At 69.8% G+C, this 19,109-nt stretch carries 21 protein-coding genes and 2 pseudogenes; 22 read left to right on the top strand and 1 reads right to left on the bottom strand.

Going from position 1 to position 19,109, the window contains the following annotated elements; translation table 11 throughout:
- Nucleotides 1-216 precede the first annotated feature (216 nt).
- From ACFWU3_RS12155 to ACFWU3_RS12235, 17 genes and pseudogenes are all read left to right on the top strand, one after another.
- Nucleotides 217-810, top strand: coding sequence for a hypothetical protein (locus ACFWU3_RS12155; RefSeq protein WP_313943844.1), 594 nt, complete (start codon nt 217-219; stop codon nt 808-810).
- Nucleotides 811-1,016: 206 nt separating this feature from the next.
- The gene (gene rpsP / locus ACFWU3_RS12160; RefSeq protein WP_384434952.1) at nt 1,017-1,475 is read left to right on the top strand and encodes a 30S ribosomal protein S16; all 459 of its coding nucleotides are present in this window, start codon (nt 1,017-1,019) and stop codon (nt 1,473-1,475) included.
- A gap of 2 nt (nt 1,476-1,477) precedes the next feature.
- Nucleotides 1,478-1,717, top strand: a complete 240-nt coding sequence (locus ACFWU3_RS12165) for an RNA-binding protein (protein ID WP_003958958.1) — start codon at nt 1,478-1,480, stop codon at nt 1,715-1,717.
- A gap of 88 nt (nt 1,718-1,805) precedes the next feature.
- Nucleotides 1,806-2,375 (top strand): ribosome maturation factor RimM, encoded by a 570-nt coding sequence (gene rimM, locus ACFWU3_RS12170; protein ID WP_384434955.1) that lies wholly within the window; start codon nt 1,806-1,808, stop codon nt 2,373-2,375.
- A complete protein-coding gene (trmD, locus tag ACFWU3_RS12175; protein ID WP_384434958.1) occupies nt 2,375-3,196 on the top strand; it encodes a tRNA (guanosine(37)-N1)-methyltransferase TrmD in 822 nt (273 codons plus the stop codon). The genes rimM and trmD overlap by 1 nt, the downstream gene beginning before the upstream one ends.
- Before the next feature lie 131 nt (nt 3,197-3,327).
- Nucleotides 3,328-3,678, top strand: a complete 351-nt coding sequence (gene rplS / locus ACFWU3_RS12180; protein ID WP_327326346.1) for a 50S ribosomal protein L19 — start codon at nt 3,328-3,330, stop codon at nt 3,676-3,678.
- A 71-nt stretch (nt 3,679-3,749) separates the two neighbouring features.
- On the top strand, nt 3,750-4,529 hold the full coding sequence (lepB, locus tag ACFWU3_RS12185) for a signal peptidase I (protein WP_384434962.1): 780 nt from the start codon (nt 3,750-3,752) through the stop codon (nt 4,527-4,529).
- Nucleotides 4,522-5,614: pseudogene (gene lepB, locus ACFWU3_RS12190) on the top strand (signal peptidase I). The gene lepB (ACFWU3_RS12185) and the pseudogene lepB (ACFWU3_RS12190) overlap by 8 nt, the downstream one beginning before the upstream one ends.
- On the top strand, nt 5,502-6,434 hold the full coding sequence (gene lepB / locus ACFWU3_RS12195; protein WP_384435243.1) for a signal peptidase I: 933 nt from the start codon (nt 5,502-5,504) through the stop codon (nt 6,432-6,434). Before lepB (ACFWU3_RS12190) ends, lepB (ACFWU3_RS12195) begins: the two are co-directional and overlap by 113 nt.
- 73 nt (nt 6,435-6,507) lie before the next feature.
- A complete protein-coding gene (gene lepB, locus ACFWU3_RS12200) occupies nt 6,508-7,266 on the top strand; it encodes a signal peptidase I (protein WP_384434964.1) in 759 nt (252 codons plus the stop codon).
- Nucleotides 7,267-7,396: 130 nt separating this feature from the next.
- Nucleotides 7,397-7,873: an NUDIX hydrolase gene (locus tag ACFWU3_RS12205; RefSeq protein WP_384435246.1), complete on the top strand. Its 477-nt coding sequence runs from the start codon at nt 7,397-7,399 to the stop codon at nt 7,871-7,873.
- Nucleotides 7,874-7,927: 54 nt separating this feature from the next.
- The gene (locus tag ACFWU3_RS12210; RefSeq protein ID WP_003993268.1) at nt 7,928-8,236 is read left to right on the top strand and encodes a DUF2469 domain-containing protein; all 309 of its coding nucleotides are present in this window, start codon (nt 7,928-7,930) and stop codon (nt 8,234-8,236) included.
- 84 nt (nt 8,237-8,320) lie between these two features.
- Nucleotides 8,321-8,683: a YraN family protein gene (locus tag ACFWU3_RS12215; protein ID WP_384434967.1), complete on the top strand. Its 363-nt coding sequence runs from the start codon at nt 8,321-8,323 to the stop codon at nt 8,681-8,683.
- A complete protein-coding gene (locus tag ACFWU3_RS12220; protein WP_384434970.1) occupies nt 8,683-10,299 on the top strand; it encodes a YifB family Mg chelatase-like AAA ATPase in 1,617 nt (538 codons plus the stop codon). The genes ACFWU3_RS12215 and ACFWU3_RS12220 overlap by 1 nt, the downstream gene beginning before the upstream one ends.
- Complete coding sequence (gene dprA / locus ACFWU3_RS12225) at nt 10,299-11,474, top strand: DNA-processing protein DprA (protein WP_384434972.1); 1,176 nt, start codon at nt 10,299-10,301, stop codon at nt 11,472-11,474. The genes ACFWU3_RS12220 and dprA overlap by 1 nt, the downstream gene beginning before the upstream one ends.
- A gap of 249 nt (nt 11,475-11,723) precedes the next feature.
- The gene (gene whiG / locus ACFWU3_RS12230) at nt 11,724-12,560 is read left to right on the top strand and encodes an RNA polymerase sigma factor WhiG (RefSeq protein ID WP_313943832.1); all 837 of its coding nucleotides are present in this window, start codon (nt 11,724-11,726) and stop codon (nt 12,558-12,560) included.
- Between the two features lie 70 nt (nt 12,561-12,630).
- Nucleotides 12,631-13,188 (top strand): TetR/AcrR family transcriptional regulator, encoded by a 558-nt coding sequence (locus tag ACFWU3_RS12235; RefSeq protein WP_384435249.1) that lies wholly within the window; start codon nt 12,631-12,633, stop codon nt 13,186-13,188.
- A gap of 598 nt (nt 13,189-13,786) precedes the next feature.
- Here the strand turns inward: ACFWU3_RS12235 and ACFWU3_RS12240 are convergent.
- Nucleotides 13,787-14,242, bottom strand: a pseudogene (locus ACFWU3_RS12240) (peptidoglycan DD-metalloendopeptidase family protein); the annotation flags it as partial.
- A gap of 214 nt (nt 14,243-14,456) precedes the next feature.
- On the opposite strand from ACFWU3_RS12240, the gene rpsB reads away from it, so the two are divergent.
- From rpsB to ACFWU3_RS12265, 5 genes are all read left to right on the top strand, one after another.
- The gene (gene rpsB, locus ACFWU3_RS12245; RefSeq protein ID WP_384434975.1) at nt 14,457-15,380 is read left to right on the top strand and encodes a 30S ribosomal protein S2; all 924 of its coding nucleotides are present in this window, start codon (nt 14,457-14,459) and stop codon (nt 15,378-15,380) included.
- 108 nt (nt 15,381-15,488) lie between these two features.
- Entirely contained in the window at nt 15,489-16,325 is an 837-nt protein-coding gene (tsf, locus tag ACFWU3_RS12250; RefSeq protein ID WP_384434978.1) for a translation elongation factor Ts, read from the top strand.
- Nucleotides 16,326-16,506: 181 nt separating this feature from the next.
- On the top strand, nt 16,507-17,289 hold the full coding sequence (gene pyrH / locus ACFWU3_RS12255; protein WP_313948849.1) for a UMP kinase: 783 nt from the start codon (nt 16,507-16,509) through the stop codon (nt 17,287-17,289).
- A 126-nt stretch (nt 17,290-17,415) separates the two neighbouring features.
- Nucleotides 17,416-17,973 carry a ribosome recycling factor gene (gene frr, locus ACFWU3_RS12260; RefSeq protein ID WP_313943829.1) on the top strand — a complete coding sequence of 186 codons (558 nt, stop codon included), beginning with the start codon at nt 17,416-17,418 and terminating at the stop codon, nt 17,971-17,973.
- Nucleotides 17,973-19,091: a phosphatidate cytidylyltransferase gene (locus tag ACFWU3_RS12265; protein WP_384434981.1), complete on the top strand. Its 1,119-nt coding sequence runs from the start codon at nt 17,973-17,975 to the stop codon at nt 19,089-19,091. Before frr ends, ACFWU3_RS12265 begins: the two co-directional genes overlap by 1 nt.
- Nucleotides 19,092-19,109 lie beyond the last annotated feature (18 nt).

The following is a 19,109-nucleotide window of genomic DNA, read 5'->3' on the forward strand; positions in this document are numbered from 1 at the left end:
CCCGGCTCCGGTCCGCCGCCCCCGGCGCGCAGCGCTCGTCTACGCGCTGGGGCGTACGAGCCGCTACGTACCACCTTGTTGCGAGCTGCGAGGCTTCTCCGCAGATCAGCGCACCCGCCCTCGTCAGGACGCATCAATGGCAACTGACGGGTACGTGCAAATTATTTGGGATGCCCCGTAATGGAACCCGCGAGACGTCCGGCTCGTTATCACGACGTGAGCACGACACCACCTGTTCTCGCCGCAGAGCTGGCACAGGCGTGGGCCGACATTCAGCGGCACCACCCCGAACTGCCGGATCTTGCCGCGCCCGAGTCCCTGATCGGAGAGTCCTCGTCCGCCTGCGGCGCCGAGCTCTCCTTCGAGCGACTGCTTCACGAAGCGGTCCACGGCATCGCCGCCGCACGAGGTGTCCGCGACACCTCACGCGCCGGCCGCTACCACAACCGTCGATTCCTGGCGATCGCCGAGGAGATGGGTCTCGACCATGTGGAGGAGCCGCACCCCAGCAGCGGATTCTCCCTGGTCGCGCTCAGCCCCGAGGCGAAGCGCCGCTACCGTCCCACGATGGAGAGACTGCAGCGCGCCCTCAAGGCGCACACGGTCGCCACCGCCTCCGACACCAAGCGCTCCTTCCGCGGACCTGCCGCCCGGCACGGCTCCTCGGGCGGCGGTGTGCGGGTGAAGGCCGTCTGCGACTGCGGTCGCAACGTCCGGGTGGTGCCGTCCGTCCTGGCCCAGGCCCCGATCGTCTGCGGTGGCTGCGGCAAGCCCTTCCGTATCCCCGAAGTGGTCGCCGCGGCGAGCTGACCCCCGGCACCGGCCGCCGACGGGGGCGGTGCAGGTCCGGGGGGAAGAGCGCCGTCGGCGTGTGGCACAATGGCTAGCTGTACTCGACAGTCGCACAGGACCCCTCTCTCCTCCGGCTGACGCGTCCATCGGGCACCCCGAGTACCGCAACCCCACGTGGCATCCCGTTGTGCCCAACCACGTCAAGACCAGGAGACACCACTTCCGTGGCAGTCAAGATCAAGCTGAAGCGTCTGGGCAAGATCCGTTCGCCTCACTACCGCATTGTCGTCGCCGACTCCCGTACCCGCCGTGACGGCCGGGCCATCGAGGAGATCGGTCTGTACCACCCGGTGCAGAACCCCTCGCGCATCGAGGTCGACTCCGAGCGCGCGCAGTACTGGCTGTCCGTCGGCGCCCAGCCGACCGAGCCGGTCATGGCGATCCTGAAGCTCACCGGCGACTGGCAGAAGCACAAGGGCCTGCCGGCCCCGGCGCCGCTGAAGGTCGCTGAGCCGAAGGCCGACAAGCGCGCCGCGTTCGACGAGTTCGCCAAGAGCATCGAGGGCGGCGAGTCCAAGGGTGAGGCCATCACCCCGAAGGCGAAGAAGTCCGACAAGAAGGCGGACGAGGCGGCTGAGACCGCCGATTCGTCGGCGTCCGCCGCTGAGTCGACCGAGGCCTGAGCATGCTCGAGGAGGCTCTCGAGCACCTCGTGAAGGGCATCGTCGACAACCCGGACGATGTGCAGGTCGCTTCGCGCAACCTGCGCCGTGGACGTGTGCTCGAGGTCCGGGTTCATCCCGACGACCTCGGTAAGGTGATCGGCCGCAACGGCCGCACCGCACGCGCTCTGCGTACCGTCGTGGGCGCAATCGGCGGCCGTGGCATCCGCGTCGACCTCGTCGACGTGGACCAGGTCAGCTGACCAGAGGAACACCGGCACGGGCCGGGGAGGGCTTTCGAGCCGTCCCCGGCCCGTCGTCGTACGGGTCGTACGAAAGAGAGAGTGCAACGTGCAGTTGGTAGTCGCCCGGATCGGCCGTGCCCACGGCATCAAGGGCGAGGTCACCGTCGAGGTGCGCACCGACGAGCCGGAGCTGCGGCTCGGGCCCGGCGCCGTCCTCGCCACCGAGCCGGCCACGGTCGGGCCGCTGACGATCGAGACCGGCCGGGTGCACAGCGGCCGGCTGCTGCTGCGCTTCGAGGGCGTACGCGACCGCACCGCCGCCGAGGCCCTGCGCAACACCCTGCTGATCGCCGATGTGGACCCGGAGCAGATGCCCGAGGACCCCGACGAGTACTACGACCACCAGCTGATGGACCTCGACGTCGTCCTCGCCGACGGCACCGAGATCGGCCGGATCACCGAGATCAGCCATCTGCCGTCGCAGGACCTGTTCATCGTGGAGAGGCCGGACGGCAGCGAGGTGATGATCCCGTTCGTCGAGGAGATCGTCACCGGCATCGACCTGGAGGAGCAGCGGGCCGTCATCGACCCGCCGCCCGGGCTGATCGACGACAGCGAGGCCGAGATCGCGTCGTCGCGCGATGCCGAGACGCGTGCTGCCGAGGAAGAGAACTGATGCGGCTCGACGTCGTCACGATCTTCCCCGAGTACCTGGAACCGCTGAACGTCTCACTGGTCGGCAAGGCACGCGCCCGCGGACGGCTCGACGTCCAGGTCCACGATCTGCGGGAGTGGACGTACGACCGGCACAACACGGTCGACGACACCCCCTACGGCGGCGGCCCCGGCATGGTCATGAAGACCGAGCCGTGGGGCGACGCCCTGGACGACGTGCTGGCGAGCGGCTACGAGGCGGGCGCCCACAGCCCCGCGCTGGTCGTGCCCACCCCCAGCGGCCGCCCCTTCACCCAGGAACTCGCGGTGGAGCTCTCCGGGAACCCCTGGCTGATCTTCACGCCCGCCCGCTACGAGGGCATCGACCGCCGGGTCGTCGACGAGTACGCGACCCGGATGCCGGTCCACGAGGTCTCCATCGGCGACTACGTCCTGGCCGGCGGCGAGGCCGCCGTACTGGTGATCACCGAGGCGGTGGCGAGACTGCTGCCCGGTGTCCTCGGTAACGCGGAGTCGCACCGCGACGACTCCTTCGCACCCGGCGCGATGGCGAATCTCCTCGAAGGGCCCGTCTACACCAAGCCGCCCGAGTGGCGTGGTCGCGCCATTCCGGACGTGCTGGTCAGCGGGCACCACGGGAAGATCGCGCGCTGGCGCAGGGACGAGGCATTCCGGCGTACGGCACTCAACAGGCCGGACCTGATCGAGCGTTGTGACCCGGCCGCCTTCGACAAGAAGGACCGGGAGACGCTGTCCATCCTGGGCTGGGCCCCGGAGCCCGGCGGCCGATTTTGGCGCAGGCCCCCGGCCGTGGAAGAATAGGCCGCTGCTGTGCGTCCGGCCGGCGCCCCTGCCACAGGGGGACCGACGCCCGCTCGACGAGGACAGCAACCTCATCTCATTCTCGACCGTTCCGTCGATGACCTGTGGCATCGGCGAGGAAGCAGATCACCATGGCCCACCTGCTCGACAACGTCAACGCGGCTTCGCTGCGCAGCGACGTTCCCGCCTTCCGTCCCGGTGACACCGTGAACGTCCACGTGCGCGTCATCGAGGGCAACCGCTCGCGTATCCAGCAGTTCAAGGGCGTTGTCATCCGCCGCCAGGGTTCGGGCGTCAGCGAGACCTTCACGGTCCGCAAGGTCTCCTTCTCCGTCGGCGTCGAGCGCACCTTCCCGGTGCACAGCCCGATCTTCGAGAAGATCGAGCTCGTCACCCGTGGTGACGTCCGTCGCGCGAAGCTGTACTACCTCCGTGAGCTGCGCGGCAAGGCCGCGAAGATCAAGGAGAAGCGCGACAACTGAGCGTCGTGCGACTGAGCTTCGGCTCACACGACGCCCGTGTCCACAGAAGGGCCGGATAGGCTTCGCCCTCGATGGACACCGAAGCGAAGAACACAGAGCGCGACCGCTCTTCCACCCCCGCAGCCGGGGCAGAGGGAGAGGGGTCGCGCTCCGTGCGTTCCTCACGGCTCTCCGGAATGTCGTGGAGGAGAGCCGCGCTGCTGGGTGTGGCCTGCGCGTTCGCGGTCCTGATGTTCAGCCGTTTCGTGGTGCAGCCCTTCCAGATCCCCAGCGGTTCCATGGAGCCGGCGCTTCAGGTCGGGGACCGGGTGCTGGTGAACAAGCTGGCGTACCGTTTCGACTCGGAGCCGCAGCGCGGGGACATGGTCGTCTTCGACGGCACGGGCTCCTTCGTCCAGGAGGGCCTGGCGGAGAATCCGGTCAGCGCCGCGGCACGGGGAGCACTCGCGGCACTGGGTCTCGCCGAGCCGGCCGAGACCGACTTCGTGAAGCGCGTGGTGGGTGTGGGTGGCGACCGTGTGGTCTGTTGCGACAAGGGGGGCAGGGTCGAGGTGAACGGCGTACCGCTGGACGAGAGATATCTCCATCCCGACGACGTTCCGTCCGAGGTGCCCTTCGACATCGTCGTGCCCGAGGGCACCCTGTGGGTCATGGGGGACCACCGGAGCAATTCTCGCGACTCCCGGGACCATCTCGGTGAGCCCGGCGGCGGCATGGTGCCCGTCGACAAGGTCATCGGGCGTGCGGACTGGATCGGCTGGCCGCTGGGCCGCTCGACCTCCCTGGAGCGCCCGGACACCTTCTCCCGCGTACCGGAAGCGGGACGAATGCCGGACGGCGCCCATGGGTAACCGTGGGCGTCGCGCCAGCCACCGATCCGACACCCGGCTGCCGACCGGGACCCGGCCGACCAACGGCTCCAGGTCCCTGCCGGGCCGGGCCGAACGGCGCCGGCTCGCGCAGAAGGTGAAGCGCAAGCGCCGTCGTTCCGCTGTCAAGGAGATACCCCTCCTCATCACGGTGGCGCTGATGATCGCGCTGGTGCTGAAGACGTTCCTGGTGCAGGCGTTCGTGATCCCGTCGGGCTCGATGGAGCAGACGATCCGCATCCAGGACCGGGTGCTGGTGGACAAGCTCACGCCGTGGTTCGGCTCCAAGCCCGAGCGCGGTGATGTCGTCGTCTTCAAGGACCCCGGTGGCTGGCTCCAGGACGAGCAGAACCCGTCCACGACCGAGGATCCGATCGTCGTCAAGCAGGTCAAACAGGGGCTGACGTTCATCGGGCTGCTCCCGTCCGACGACGAGCAGGACCTGATCAAGCGGGTGGTCGCGGTCGGCGGGGACACCGTCAAGTGCTGCGACAAGGACGGTCGCGTCACGGTCAACGGGACCCCGCTCGTCGAGCCCTATCTGAACCCCGGAAACGTTCCTTCGACGCTGAAGTTCGAGGTCGCCGTACCCAAGGGGCGGATCTTCGTGATGGGTGACCATCGCGCCAACTCCGCCGACTCGCGCTTCCATCTCGACGAGAAGGACCGGGGCACGGTCTCCGAGGAGGAGGTCGTCGGGCGCGCGGTCGTGATCGCCTGGCCCATCGGTCACTGGCGCAAACTGGAAGAGCCGGAGACATACGCATCGGTCCCGAACGCGCGTGCCGGTTCGACCGGGGCACTCGGAGCGTCGAATAGTGTGTCCCCTCAGGATCAGAACGGATTGATCCTGCTCCCGAGCCCTGCGGAACTCCCGCTCGTTATGGGAGTGGTGGGCCTGCTTCTCCTTCGGGGCAGGCGGTACGCACGGAGACAGGAGTGGATGTGGGGGATGTGGCGGTCGGCGCACGATCCGGACACGGACAGCCGGAGGACAGGCCGGGCGGGCACGCCGAACCACCCGCGGAGATGACGGGCGGGACGGCGGACGATCCGCCGCGCGGTGACGACCACGGCGCGGACGGCGGATCGGCGGAGGGCAGTGGTACGGGACAGAAGAAGCAGCGATCCTTCTGGAAGGAACTGCCGCTCCTGATCGGTATCGCGCTGCTTCTCGCGCTGCTCATCAAGACGTTCCTCGTGCAGGCCTTCTCGATCCCGTCGGACTCGATGCAGGACACCCTGCAACGGGGCGACCGGGTGCTCGTGGACAAGCTCACGCCGTGGTTCGGCTCGGAGCCGGAGCGCGGCGAGGTCGTGGTCTTCCACGACCCGGGCGGCTGGCTCGACGGCGAGCCCACCCCGGCCCCGAACATCGCGCAGAAGTTCCTCAGCTTCATCGGTCTGATGCCCTCGTCCGAGGAGAAGGACCTGATCAAGCGGACGATCGCGGTCGCGGGCGACACGGTGGAGTGCAAGAAGGGCGGCCCGGTCAAGGTCAACGGGAAGGCGCTCGACGAGCCGTACATCTTCCCCGGGGACACCCCCTGCGACGACCAGCCGTTCGGGCCGTTCAAGGTGCCCAAGGACCGGATCTGGGTGATGGGCGACCACCGCCAGAACTCCCGGGACTCCCGGTACCACATGGAGGACGTGAACGGCGGGTTCGTTCCGGTCGACAAGGTCGTCGGACGCGCTGTCGTGGTGGCATGGCCGCTCAACCGCTGGGCGACGCTGCCGGTGCCCTCCACCTTCGACCAGCCCGGCATCAACACTGCCGCGGCCGCCGTCTCGTCGAGCGCCCCGCTGGCGATGGGCGCGGTGGGCGCCCTGCCGATCGTGCTCTGGCGCCGGCGGAGGCTGACCGACGGGCGTACCGCCGGGTAGGGTGCCGTCCCAGATCGCACGATCCCCGGGCAGCGCATCCCGGGGGCGAGTCTCCGAGGTGGGGAGCGCTGGGATGGGAACAGGACGTACGGATGACGGCCACGGCCGGCTCGGCAGTGCTCTGTCGGGCGTGGCCGTGGCCGTCGGCTGTGTGCTCTTCCTCGGAGGGTTCATCTGGGGTGCCGTGGTCTATCAGCCGTACACCGTGCCCACCGACTCCATGACACCGACCGTGCGGGTCGGGGAGCGGGTGCTGGCGGAGCGGATAGACGGCGACGAGGTGCGGCGCGGGGACATCGTCGTGTTCCGCGACTCCCAGTGGGGAGACATGCCGATGGTCAAGCGCGTGGTCGGCGTCGGCGGGGACAAGGTCGCGTGCTGCGGCGACGGCGGAAAGCTGACCGTCAACGGCACGGCGATTGACGAACCGTATCTGCAGAAGAAGGGCCCCGCCTCGGGGAAGACCTTCAGCGCGACGGTCCCGCAGGGCCAGCTGTTCATGCTCGGGGACGAGCGTATGGGGTCGCTGGACTCCCGTGTGCACCTCGAGGACCCCGGGCAGGGGTCGGTGCCCCGTTCGGCGGTGGAGGCCCGGCTGGACGCCGTGGCCTGGCCCCTGGACGGCGGGCTGCTGGAGCGGCCCGAGGGATTCGAGGCGCTGCCGGGAGGGATCTCCCGGATCGGGCCGGTGCAGCTGATCGTCGGTGTGATCGTGACCGGCGCGCTGCTGATCTTCGGCGGGGCGGCGTACGGGCCGCTGGCCAAGCGGCTGTCCAGGAAGCGGGGGGCGTCCGGGAGCGGGGGCAGGAAGGCGACGGCCGGTGTCGGGTGACGATGTCGGGCCGGTCCCCGGACGAGTCTCCGGGCCGGTTCCCGGACCCGTCTCCGGGGCGATCTCGGAGGGTTCCGGGAGCGCAGGGGGCCTCGGGGGTGGCGAGGGGCCGGCCGGCTCCGAACGCGAGCTGCGGAAGGTCGCACGGGTCGTCCTGCTGGATCCCGAGGACCGGATTCTCCTGATGCACGGCTTCGAGCCCGACGATCCGGCCGCCACCTGGTGGTTCACCCCCGGGGGCGGGCTGGAGGGCGACGAGACCCGCGAGGAGGCGGCCCTGCGGGAGCTGGTGGAGGAGACCGGGATCACCGAGGTGGAACTCGGGCCGGTCCTGTGGCGCCGGACCTGCTCGTTCCCCTTCGCCGGACGCCGCTGGGACCAGGACGAGTGGTACTTCCTGGCGCGTACGACACAGACGGCGACCGATCCGCGTGGTCTCACGGAGCTGGAGCGACGCAGTGTCGCGGGTCTGAGGTGGTGGACCTCCGCCGAACTGTCGGCGGCCCGTGAGACGGTGTATCCGACCAGGCTCGCCGAGCTGCTGCGCACGCTGCTCGACGAGGGTCCTCCGAGTACACCGGTGGTCCTGGCCCCAGAAGTGGTCTAGGGGTCCCAGGGCTGTCGCACAATAGGGGGACGCACGGCTGAAGGGGAACATGCCATGAGCGCCGAGGACCTCGAGAAGTACGAGACCGAGATGGAGCTGAAGCTCTACCGGGAGTACCGAGACGTCGTCGGGCTGTTCAAGTACGTGATCGAGACCGAGCGTCGGTTCTACCTCACCAACGACTATGAAATGCAGGTCCACTCGGTGCAGGGCGAGGTCTTCTTCGAGGTCTCGATGGCCGACGCCTGGGTCTGGGACATGTACCGACCGGCCAGATTCGTCAAGCAGGTACGAGTACTCACGTTCAAGGACGTGAATATCGAGGAGCTCAACAAGAGCGATCTCGAACTTCCGAGTGGCTGAGTTTTCCACAAGGGGCGAGTTGTCCACCAAGATCCACAGCTGAGGGTCTGAAGCGTCACAGTCGGTGCCGGAGGTGGTGCCGAGATGAACGCTACGGGGGCACTGGGACGGTACGGCGAGGGGTTGGCGGCGCGGCTGCTGACCGAGGCCGGGATGACGCTTCTCGCGAGGAACTGGCGGTGCGGGCGGACGGGCGAGATCGACATCGTCGCCCGGGACGGCGACCTGCTGGTCGTCTGTGAGGTCAAGACCCGCAGAGCGGGTCACTTCGAGCATCCGATGGCGGCGGTCACGCCCGTCAAGGCGGACCGTCTCAGACGGCTCGCCGCCTGCTGGCTGGACCGGCACGGCGGCCCGCCGCCGGGCGGGGTGCGCATCGACCTGGTGGGCGTGACGCTGCCCCGCCGCGGTGCGCCCTTCGTGGAGCATGCGCGGGGGGTGGCCTGATGGGGTTCGCACGAGCGTGTTCGGTGGCCCTGGTCGGCGTCGAAGGCGTGGTGGTGGAGGTCCAGGCGGACCTGGAGCCGGGCGTAGCGGCGTTCACCCTGGTCGGACTGCCGGACAAGAGCCTGGTGGAGAGCCGCGACCGGGTCCGGGCCGCGGTGGTGAACTCGGGCGGGGAGTGGCCGCAGAAGAAGCTCACGGTGGGGCTCAGCCCGGCATCCGTGCCCAAGGGCGGCAGCGGTTTCGATCTCGCCGTGGCCATGGCCGTGCTCGGTGCGTCGGAGCGGGTCGACCCCAAGGCCATCGCCGATCTGGTGCTGATCGGGGAGCTGGGGCTGGACGGCCGGGTGCGGCCGGTGCGCGGTGTGCTCCCCGCCGTCCTCGCCGCCGCCGAAGCGGGGTACCGGCAGGTGGTCGTTCCCGAGCAGACCGCGGGGGAGGCCCGGCTCGTCCCCGGCGTCTCGGTCCTCGGAGTCAGAAGTCTGCGCCAGCTGATCGCGGTGCTGAACGACGAGCCGGTCCCCGAGGAGGAGCCGGTGCCCGAGGGCAGTCCGGACCCGATGCTGGCCGGGCTGATGGTGCCCGGAGCGGGCGTCGGCACCGGTCTCGCGCCGGAGGCGGTGGACGGACCCGACCTCGCCGATGTCGCGGGCCAGTGGGCCGCGCGGACGGCGCTGGAGGTCGCCGCGGCGGGCGGCCACCATCTGATGCTGTACGGCCCGCCGGGCGCGGGGAAGACGATGCTGGCGGAGCGGCTCCCCGGCGTGCTGCCGCCGCTGACGCGACAGGAGTCCCTCGAAGTCACGGCGGTGCACTCGGTGGCCGGCATCCTGCCGCCCGGCGAACCGCTGGTGCGCACACCGCCCTACTGCGCACCCCACCACTCGGCGACCATGCAGTCGCTCATCGGCGGCGGGAACGGGCTGCCGAGGCCGGGGGCCGTCTCGCTGGCCCACCGGGGCGTGCTGTTCCTCGACGAGACCCCGGAGTTCTCCGGCAAGGCGCTGGACGCCCTGCGTCAGCCACTGGAGGCGGGCCATGTCGTGGTGGCGCGCACCGCGGGCGTGGTCCGGCTGCCGGCGCGTTTTCTGATGGTCCTCGCGGCCAATCCGTGCCCCTGTGGACGGCACACCCTGCAGGGCACGGGCTGCGAGTGCCCGCCGTCGGCCGTCCGCCGCTATCAGGCGCGTCTGTCCGGACCACTGCTCGACCGGGTCGATCTGAGGGTCGAGGTCGAAGCCGTCAGCCGCAGCGATCTGCTCGGTCCGGACGGACGGGGTGAGCCGACAGCGGTGGTCGCCGAACGGGTGCTCGCGGCGCGAGGGCGCGCCGCCGCCCGGCTGCGGGACACCCCCTGGAACGTCAACAGCGAGGTGCCGGGGCACGAACTGCGGACCCGCTGGGTCGTCGCACCCGGCGCCCTGCACGCGGCCGAACGCGACATGGAGCGCGGACTGCTCACCGCCCGCGGACTGGACCGGGTTCTGCGGGTGGCCTGGACGATCGCGGACCTCGCCGGGCACGACAGGCCGCAGCCGCAGGACGTCGATCTGGCCCTGGAGCTGCGCACCGGGGTCTCGCGCGGTGCGCCGATGCCGACGGGTGGAGGTGGGCTGTGATGCCGGACCGCGGCTCGTCGGTGGGAGACGACGAACGCATCGCACGGGCCGCCCTCACCCGGGTGATCGAGCCGGGGGACGAGCACGGCGGACGGTGGCTGGCCGAGATGGGACCCCTCGAACTCATGGCCCGTCTCACCGCACCCGGGCCCGACGACGTACCGCTGCCGGGCGCGTCACCCCGCCGGGTGGCGAGCTACCGCATACGGGCGGCGGCGGCCGATCCGCTGCGCGATCTGGAGGCCGTGGCCTCGTTCGGCGGCCGGTTCATCTGCCCGGGGGAGCGGGAGTGGCCGACCCAACTGGACGACCTCGGCGATGCCAGACCCGTGGGGCTGTGGGTCCGGGGGCGGCCCGACCTGCGGAAATGGGCGCTGCGGTCGGTCGCGGTGGTCGGCGCCCGGGCCTGCACGCCGTACGGGGCGCACATGGCCGCCGGCCTCGGGTCGGGGCTGGCGGAGCGGGGCTGGGTCGTGGTGTCCGGTGCGGCCTTCGGGGTCGACGGCTCGGCGCATCGCGGCGCGCTGGCGGCAGGCGGTGCCACGGTCGCCGTGCTGGCCTGCGGCGTGAACGTCGCCTATCCGCGAGGCCACACCGAGTTGCTCGGACGGATCGCCGAACAGGGCCTGGTCGTGGGGGAGTTGCCGCCGAGCGACCATCCGACGCCCAGCAGGTTCATCCTCCGGAACCGGGTGATCGCCGCCCTGACTCGGGGCACGGTGGTCGTCGAGGCCGAGTACCGCAGCGGGTCGCTGGCCACGGCGCGCAGCGCCCAGAGACTGGGCCGTCACACCATGGGTGTGCCCGGACCGGCGACCAGCGGCCTCTCGGGCGGCGTGCACGAACTGCTGCGCGGCGAGGCGGTGCTGGTCACCGATGCCGACGAAGTGGCCGAGCTGGTCGGAGAGATCGGCGAACTGACGCCGGAGCGCCGCGGCCCGGTGCTGCCGCGAGACATGCTGGATCCCCTCAGCGCGCGGGTTCTTGATGCCCTGCCGGCGAGTGGCCCGGTCGACGGCGGCCGGATCGCCCGCGACGCCGGCGTCACTCCGGACGAGGCGCTCGGCAGGCTGTACGAACTGCAGGCTCTGGGTTTCGTCGAACGGCACGGAGAGGGATGGCAGTTGACGCGCACCGACGTCCGGCGGTCGAACGCGCGGCGAGGCGGTCCTTGACCTGGAGCATTCGGGTGAAAAGGTGTGAGCGATGACCTCCGCAGGCCTGTTGGTGACACCGGAAGGACCGGCGCGTGCCGTGCTCGCGCCGGTTCGAAGGTGTGGCCGATGGCTGATACCCCGCACAGGTTCCATCCCCTCGCCTTCGCCCACCGCGACCGCGCAGTCACGCTACGCTCACCATTTCCGCCCAGACGCTCGTCCCCCTTCACTCCCCTCCCCCCACAGCAGAACGGCTCAAGGCAACGCATGCCCCAGCACACCTCCGGGTCTGACCGCGCGGCAGTGCCCCCCGCTGCCCGTGGCACCGTGCGGCCCCCCGCTCCCTCCTCCCTCGAGGAGCTGTGGCGGTCGTACAAGGACACAGGGGACGAGCGGCTGCGGGAGCAGTTGATCCTCCACTACTCACCGCTGGTGAAGTACGTCGCGGGCCGGGTGAGCGTCGGGCTCCCGTCCAATGTCGAGCAGGCGGACTTCGTGTCCTCGGGGGTCTTCGGGCTCATCGACGCCATCGAGAAGTTCGACATCGAGCGGTCCATCAAGTTCGAGACGTACGCGATCACCCGCATCCGCGGCGCGATGATCGACGAACTGCGGGCCCTGGACTGGATCCCGCGCTCGGTACGGCAGAAGGCCCGAGCCGTCGAGCGTGCCTACGCCACGCTCGAAGCGCAGTTGAGACGTACCCCGTCCGAGGGGGAGGTCGCCTCCGAGATGGGCATCGGCGTGGACGAACTGCACGCTGTTTTCAGCCAGTTGTCCCTCGCGAACGTGGTCGCCCTGGAGGAGCTGCTGCATGCCGGCGGGGAGGGCGGCGACCGGCTCAGCCTGATGGACACCCTGGAGGACACGGCCGCGGACAACCCGGTCGCGGTGGCCGAGGACCGCGAACTGCGCCGCCTGCTCGCCCGCGCCATCAACACCCTTCCCGACCGTGAGAAGACCGTCGTCACCCTCTACTACTACGAGGGCCTGACCCTCGCCGAGATCGGCAACGTCCTCGGAGTGACCGAGAGCAGGGTCAGTCAGATCCACACCAAATCGGTCCTCCAGCTGCGGGCGAAGCTCGCCGACGTGGGACGTTGACGCGGATTCTTGCCTGCCTCCGGCGGGACATCCGTAGAGTGGGCGCGTGCCAAGGATTCGAGCGGCCTCCGTGGCCGAGCACCGGACGATGCAGCGCGACGCTTTGCTGGATGCCGCGCGCTCCCTGTTGTCCGAGGGCGGGACGGAGGCGCTGACCTTCCCCGCTCTCGCCGAGCGCACGGGCCTTGCCCGGTCCTCCGTGTACGAGTACTTCCGTTCGCGAGCGGCGGTCGTCGAGGAGCTCTGCGCGGTGGACTTTCCCGTGTGGGCGGCGGAGGTCGAGACCGCGATGCAGCGCGCGGACTCGGCGGAGGACAAGGTCGAGGCGTATGTGCGCCGGCAGCTGGCCCTCGTGGGGGACCGGCGGCACCGGGCCGTGGTCGCGATCTCGGCGAGTGAGCTGGACGCGGGTGCGCGGGAGAAGATCCGTGCCGCGCACGGAGGCCTGATCGCGATGATCGTCGAGGCGCTCGGCGAGCTGGGTCACGAGCAGCCGCGGCTCGCGGCGATGCTGCTTCAGGGCGTGGTGGACGCGGCGGTCCGGCGGATCGAACTGGGCGCGGCGGAGGACTCTGCGTCGGTCGCGGACGCGGCCGTGTCCATGGCGCTGCGGGGTGTGCGGGGCTGAGCCCCGGTTTCTTCCCGCGGGACGCTGTTCCCTGTCGCTGCTGAACGTCGGCCGACCTGGCTGACCCGGCGGTCCGGTCCCGCCCGGCGCCTGCGCTCGCCGGGACGCTCTCGCCGCGGAGCGCCACCATGGGTCCGCCCTCCGCCGCGGCCCTGCGCTTCTCACGCTGACGCACGTATCGCCGCAGATCGCAGGTCGCAGGCGGGGCCCGGCGCTCGCGGCGGACGGACCCCACCGCCCGGGCCCGCCGAGGCCGCGCCGGACCGGGCCCCCTCCCCCTCAGCCCTGCGCGCACCAGCGCCACCGTCATCAGTAGCGCCGCCGCGTGCAGCACCCCGGCCGTGCTCGCCGAGCCCATCGCACTCGCCGCCACCGGCTCCGCCGTCCGCTCTGCGGGTGGCTCCGCCACCGTCCCCACGGCCAGGCCGGCGCTCCCCTCCGCGATCCCGCCCGCACCCGCGTCCAGCTCCGGTACTCCCAGGACCGGAAGCAGCCTCGACGGGCCGCCACGCAGCAGCCACGCAGGAAGCAGTGAGAGCGGATCCAGGTACTCCGCGCCCCGCAGCAGACCCCAGTGCAGACAGCCGGCCGCACAGTGCGAAGCGCCGGCCTCCACGTGGCCCACCACCTCGCCGGCGCGCACCTCCGTGCCCACCGCGGCAAGCGCGGTGACCGGCTCGTACGTCGTGCGCAGGGGAGGGTCCCCCGTACCGGTGAGACTGATGGTGAGCACTCCCCGGCCCGCCACCCTGCCCGCGAAGGAGATCCGTCCCGACGCGGCGGCACGCACCGGTGCCCCGGGCGAGGCCGCGAGGTCGATGCCCCGGTGCCCCCGTCCGTACGCCGAGGCCGGTGGCTCCCAGCCCCGTAGAATCTGGGGACGGGGTGGCCCCAGCGGCCAGCTTCCGGTGTCACCCGCGGGCAGGGGGCGAGCGGACGCACGGCCGGCCGATGCGCTCGCCACGACCAGCAGGAACAGGGCGAGCAGGAGTCCGAGAAGTCTGCGGTTCATGGCACAGACCGTCCCGTACGACGCAGGAACCGAGTGGATCATGCTCCGGATCTGTGGAGTACCGATCGGTTGTGGACAGCGCCGTCACCCGGCACCTTCCGGGTCCCGTACACTTCTTCTGGCGATCCGGGTCACCGGGTCGACTTCGCACGCCCCGCCATCCACCCTCTGAAGGTCGATGGCCGCGCTCCTCGGTCCCTTGTGGCATGGCGCGTCGGGGCGTCAGGACAAACCGAGAATCCAAGGAGATACGGCCATGGCCGTCGTCACGATGCGGGAGCTGCTGGAAAGCGGCGTCCACTTCGGTCACCAGACCCGTCGTTGGAACCCGAAGATGAAGCGATTCATCTTCACGGAGCGCAACGGCATCTACATCATCGACCTGCTCCAGTCGCTGTCGTACATCGACCGCGCCTACGAGTTCGTCAAGGAGACCGTCGCCCACGGCGGCTCCATCATGTTCGTCGGCACCAAGAAGCAGGCCCAGGAGGCCATCGCCGAGCAGGCGACGCGCGTTGGTATGCCGTACGTCAACCAGCGTTGGCTCGGCGGCATGCTGACCAACTTCTCCACGGTCTACAAGCGCCTGCAGCGCCTCAAGGAGCTCGAGCAGATCGACTTCGAGGATGTGGCCGCGTCCGGCCTCACCAAGAAGGAGCTCCTGGTCCTCTCGCGCGAGAAGGCCAAGCTGGAGAAGACCCTCGGCGGCATCCGCGAGATGCAGAAGGTGCCGAGCGCCGTCTGGATCGTCGACACCAAGAAGGAGCACATCGCCGTCGGTGAGGCGCGCAAGCTCCACATCCCGGTCGTCGCGATCCTCGACACCAACTGCGACCCCGACGAGGTCGACTACAAGATCCCGGGCAACGACGACGCGATCCGCTCCGTCACCCTGCTCACCCGCGTGATCGCCGACGCCGTCGCCGAGGGCCTCATCGCCCGTTCCGGCGTCGCCACCGGCGACTCCAAGCCGGGCGAGAAGGCCGCCGGCGAGCCCCTCGCCGAGTGGGAGCGCGACCTCCTCGAGGGCGAGAAGAAGGCCGACGAGGCTGAGAAGCCCGCCGAGGCCCCGGCTGCCGAGGCCGACAAGCCGGCCGAGGCCGCGGCCGACGAGGCTGAGAAGCCCGCCGAGGCCCCCGCCGCCGAGGCCGACAAGCCGGCTGACGCCGAGCAGGCCTGAACCGCACAGCTTCGGTAGGTGAACGGCGGGGGACGGTGCCACAAGCGCCGGCCCCCGCCGCTCACCCGTAGATCTTCGACTTTCGACTTTCGAGAGAGATTCAAGGACATGGCGAACTACACCGCCGCTGACGTCAAGAAGCTCCGCGAGCTCACCGGCGCCGGCATGATGGACTGCAAGAAGGCACTCGACGAGGCCGAAGGCAGCGTCGACAAGGCCGTCGAGCTCCTTCGCGTCAAGGGCCAGAAGGGCGTCGCCAAGCGCGAGGGCCGCAACGCCGAGAACGGCGCCGTCGTCTCCCTCATCTCCGAGGACAAGACCTCCGGTGTCCTGCTCGAGCTGAAGTGCGAGACGGACTTCGTCGCCAAGGGTGACAAGTTCCAGGCCGTCGCCAACTCCCTCGCCGCGCACGTCGCCGCCACCTCCCCGGCCGACCTCGACGCGCTGCTCGCCTCCGAGATCGAGGCCGGCAAGACCGTCCAGGCGTACGTCGACGAGGCCAACGCCAACCTGGGCGAGAAGATCGTCCTGGACCGCTTCGCGCAGTTCTCCGGTGCGTACGTCGGTGTCTACATGCACCGCACGATGCCCGACCTCCCGCCGCAGGTCGGCGTGCTGGTCGAGCTCGACAAGGAGAACGCCCAGATCGCCAAGGACGTCGCGCAGCACATCGCCGCGTTCGCGCCGAAGTACCTCAACCGCGACGAGGTCCCGGCCGACGTCGTCGAGAACGAGCGTCGCGTCGCCGAGGCCACCTCGCGTGAGGAGGGCAAGCCCGAGGCCGCCCTCCCGAAGATCGTCGAGGGTCGCGTCAACGGTTTCTTCAAGGAGGTCACCCTCCTCGACCAGCCGTTCGCGAAGGACAACAAGAAGTCCGTCCAGAAGGTTCTGGACGAGGCCGGTGTCACGCTGAAGCGCTTCGCGCGCATCCGCGTCGGCGCCTGAGCAAGTACGCGATCGCCACGGGAGCCCGATAGGGTTTCCTACGCAGTCATCGGCCGCGCGTGCCTGACGGCACCACTGCGTTGCAGCGCCGGACGACCGCAGATCTGACGAGGAGGCCATTGCCGACAGGGAAACAGACCCACCGGCAATGGCCTTCTCGTATGTGCACGAGGAGATCTCCATGAACAAGGGCGCGGACGCCAACCAGGCAACCGGCGACAAGAGCGACCACGACGACAAGAAGGCCGGACGCTTCATGCTGAAGCTGTCCGGTGAGGCGTTCTCCGGCGGTGGGGGTCTCGGCGTCGACCCCGACGTCGTGCACGCCATCGCCCGCGAGATCGCCGCCGTGGTACGCGACGGCGCCGAGATCGCGGTCGTCATCGGCGGCGGAAACTTCTTCCGCGGCGCAGAACTGCAGGTCCGCGGCATGGACCGGGCCCGCTCCGACTACATGGGCATGCTCGGCACGGTCATGAACTGCCTCGCTCTCCAGGACTTCCTGGAGAAGGAGGGCATCGACTCCCGTGTCCAGACCGCCATCACCATGGGCCAGGTCGCGGAGCCGTACATCCCGCTGCGCGCCGTGCGCCACCTGGAGAAGGGGCGCGTCGTGATCTTCGGCGCCGGTATGGGCATGCCGTACTTCTCCACCGACACCACCGCCGCGCAGCGCGCCCTGGAGATCGACGCCGAGGCCCTGCTGATGGGCAAGAACGGTGTCGACGGTGTCTACGACTCCGACCCCAAGACCAACCCGGACGCGGTGAAGTTCGACGCGCTGGAGTACGGCGAGGTGATCACCCGCAACCTCAAGGTCGCGGACGCCACGGCGGTCACCCTCTGCCGCGACAACGCCCTTCCGATCCTCGTCTTCGAACTCCTCACCGAAGGCAATATCGCGCGGGCCGTCAAGGGTGAGAAGATCGGGACTCTCGTGAGCGACCAGGGCACCCGGGGCTGACCCGGGGCGTCCCTCCGGGGATAGACAAAGCCCTGCCGGTCGGACACCGTGCAGGGGAAGACGCGACACAGGTTCCGCCCAGCCCAGTTGCATGCCGGGCCCACTCAAGACACGCAGGAGCAAGTGGTGATCGAAGAGACCCTCCTCGAGGCCGAGGAGAAGATGGAGAAGGCCGTCCTGGTCGCCAAGGATGACTTCGCCGCGATCCGCACCGGACGTGCGCACCCGGCGATGTTCAACAAGATCGTGGCCGACTACTACGGTGCGCTGACCCCGATCAACCAGCTGGCCTCGTTCTCGGTGCCGGAGCCGCGGATGGCCGTGGTGACCCCGTTCGACAAGACCGCGCTGCGCAATGTCGAGCAGGCCATCCGCGACTCCGACCTGGGCGTCAATCCCAGCAACGACGGCAACATCATCCGTGTGGTGTTCCCCGAGCTCACGGAGGAGCGCCGCCGCGAGTACATCAAGGTGGCCAAGAGCAAGGCCGAGGACTCGAAGATCTCGATCCGCTCGGTGCGCCGCAAGGCCAAGGAAGCCATCGACAAGCTGATCAAGGACGGCGAGGTCGGCGAGGACGAGGGCCGCCGTGCGGAGAAGGAGCTCGACGACACCACCGCGAAGTACGTCGCGCAGGTGGACGAGCTGCTCAAGCACAAGGAAGCCGAGCTGCTCGAGGTCTGATGAACGACTCTTCCTGGGGGGCTCCGCAGAGAGCCAGGTACGTCGGAGAATGGCTGCCCCCCGACCAGGGGCCTGCCCCGGCGGGTCCCGCATACGATGAGCATGACGCACAGCAGACTCGGCCCATGCCCATCGTGCCGGACTTTCCCGACGCAGGTAGAGACGCCGAAGACCGTGACGACCGCGACGAGCGCAACGACCTCGACCGGGGGGCCGCTCCACTGAGTGGCCCCCTGTTCCGGGACGAGATTCCGCAGGAGCCCATGCCCACCCCGCAGCCGGCGCCCGAACCGCCGCAGAGGAAGCGGGCCGGGCGTGACCTGAGGGCGGCCATAGGGGTCGGCGTCGGTCTGGGCGCGGTGATCGTGGCGTCGCTCTTCATCGTCAAGGCCGTGTTCGTCGGCGTGATAGCGGTCGCCGTCGTGGTCGGGCTGTGGGAACTGACGTCCCGGCTCGAGGAGCGCAAGCAGATCAAGGCCCCGCTGGTGCCGCTCGCGGTCGGCGGAGCGGCCATGGTGGTGGCCGGCTATGTGCGCGGAGCCGAGGGTGCCTGGGTCGCCATGGCCCTCACCGCGCTGGCGGTGCTGGTCTGGCGGATGACCGAGCCTCCCGAGGGATATCTGAAGGACGTCACCGCGGGTGTGTTCGCCGCGTTCTACGTCCCCTTCCTCGCGACGTTCGTGGCGATGATGCTCACCGCCGACGACGGCGCGGAGCGCGTGCTGATGTTCCTCGTGCTCACGGTGGTCAGCGACACCGGCGCGTACGCCGTGGGCTGGCGCTTCGGGAAGCACAAGCTGGCGCCCCGCATCAGCCCCGGGAAGACCCGTGAAGGGCTGCTGGGCGCGGTCACGTTCGCGATGGCGGCAGGTGCGCTGTGCATGCAGTTCCTCATCGACGACGGCACCTGGTGGCAGGGCCTGCTGCTGGGCTTCGCGGTCGCGGCCAGCGCCACCCTCGGTGACCTGGGTGAGTCGATGATCAAGCGGGACCTCGGCATCAAGGACATGGGCACGCTCCTGCCGGGGCACGGCGGCATCATGGACCGGCTCGACTCCCTGCTGCCGACGGCGCCCGTGGTGTGGCTCCTGCTGGTGATCTTCGTGGGAAGCGGCTGACCCGCAGCCGACGCCCTG

Origin of the sequence: Streptomyces sp. NPDC058685 (genome assembly GCF_042714725.1) — a bacterium.
GTDB lineage: Bacteria > Actinomycetota > Actinomycetes > Streptomycetales > Streptomycetaceae > Streptomyces.

Coding starts and splice junctions, on each gene's coding strand:
- ACFWU3_RS12165 (WP_003958958.1), top strand. CDS start 1,478: ATGCTCGAGGAGGCTCTCGAGCACCTCGTGAAGGGCATCGTCGACAAC.
- trmD (WP_384434958.1), top strand. CDS start 2,375: ATGCGGCTCGACGTCGTCACGATCTTCCCCGAGTACCTGGAACCGCTG.
- rplS (WP_327326346.1), top strand. CDS start 3,328: ATGGCCCACCTGCTCGACAACGTCAACGCGGCTTCGCTGCGCAGCGAC.
- lepB (WP_384434962.1), top strand. CDS start 3,750: ATGGACACCGAAGCGAAGAACACAGAGCGCGACCGCTCTTCCACCCCC.
- lepB (WP_384434964.1), top strand. CDS start 6,508: ATGGGAACAGGACGTACGGATGACGGCCACGGCCGGCTCGGCAGTGCT.
- ACFWU3_RS12210 (WP_003993268.1), top strand. CDS start 7,928: ATGAGCGCCGAGGACCTCGAGAAGTACGAGACCGAGATGGAGCTGAAG.
- ACFWU3_RS12215 (WP_384434967.1), top strand. CDS start 8,321: ATGAACGCTACGGGGGCACTGGGACGGTACGGCGAGGGGTTGGCGGCG.
- ACFWU3_RS12220 (WP_384434970.1), top strand. CDS start 8,683: ATGGGGTTCGCACGAGCGTGTTCGGTGGCCCTGGTCGGCGTCGAAGGC.
- dprA (WP_384434972.1), top strand. CDS start 10,299: ATGCCGGACCGCGGCTCGTCGGTGGGAGACGACGAACGCATCGCACGG.
- whiG (WP_313943832.1), top strand. CDS start 11,724: ATGCCCCAGCACACCTCCGGGTCTGACCGCGCGGCAGTGCCCCCCGCT.
- rpsB (WP_384434975.1), top strand. CDS start 14,457: ATGGCCGTCGTCACGATGCGGGAGCTGCTGGAAAGCGGCGTCCACTTC.
- tsf (WP_384434978.1), top strand. CDS start 15,489: ATGGCGAACTACACCGCCGCTGACGTCAAGAAGCTCCGCGAGCTCACC.
- pyrH (WP_313948849.1), top strand. CDS start 16,507: ATGAACAAGGGCGCGGACGCCAACCAGGCAACCGGCGACAAGAGCGAC.
- ACFWU3_RS12265 (WP_384434981.1), top strand. CDS start 17,973: ATGAACGACTCTTCCTGGGGGGCTCCGCAGAGAGCCAGGTACGTCGGA.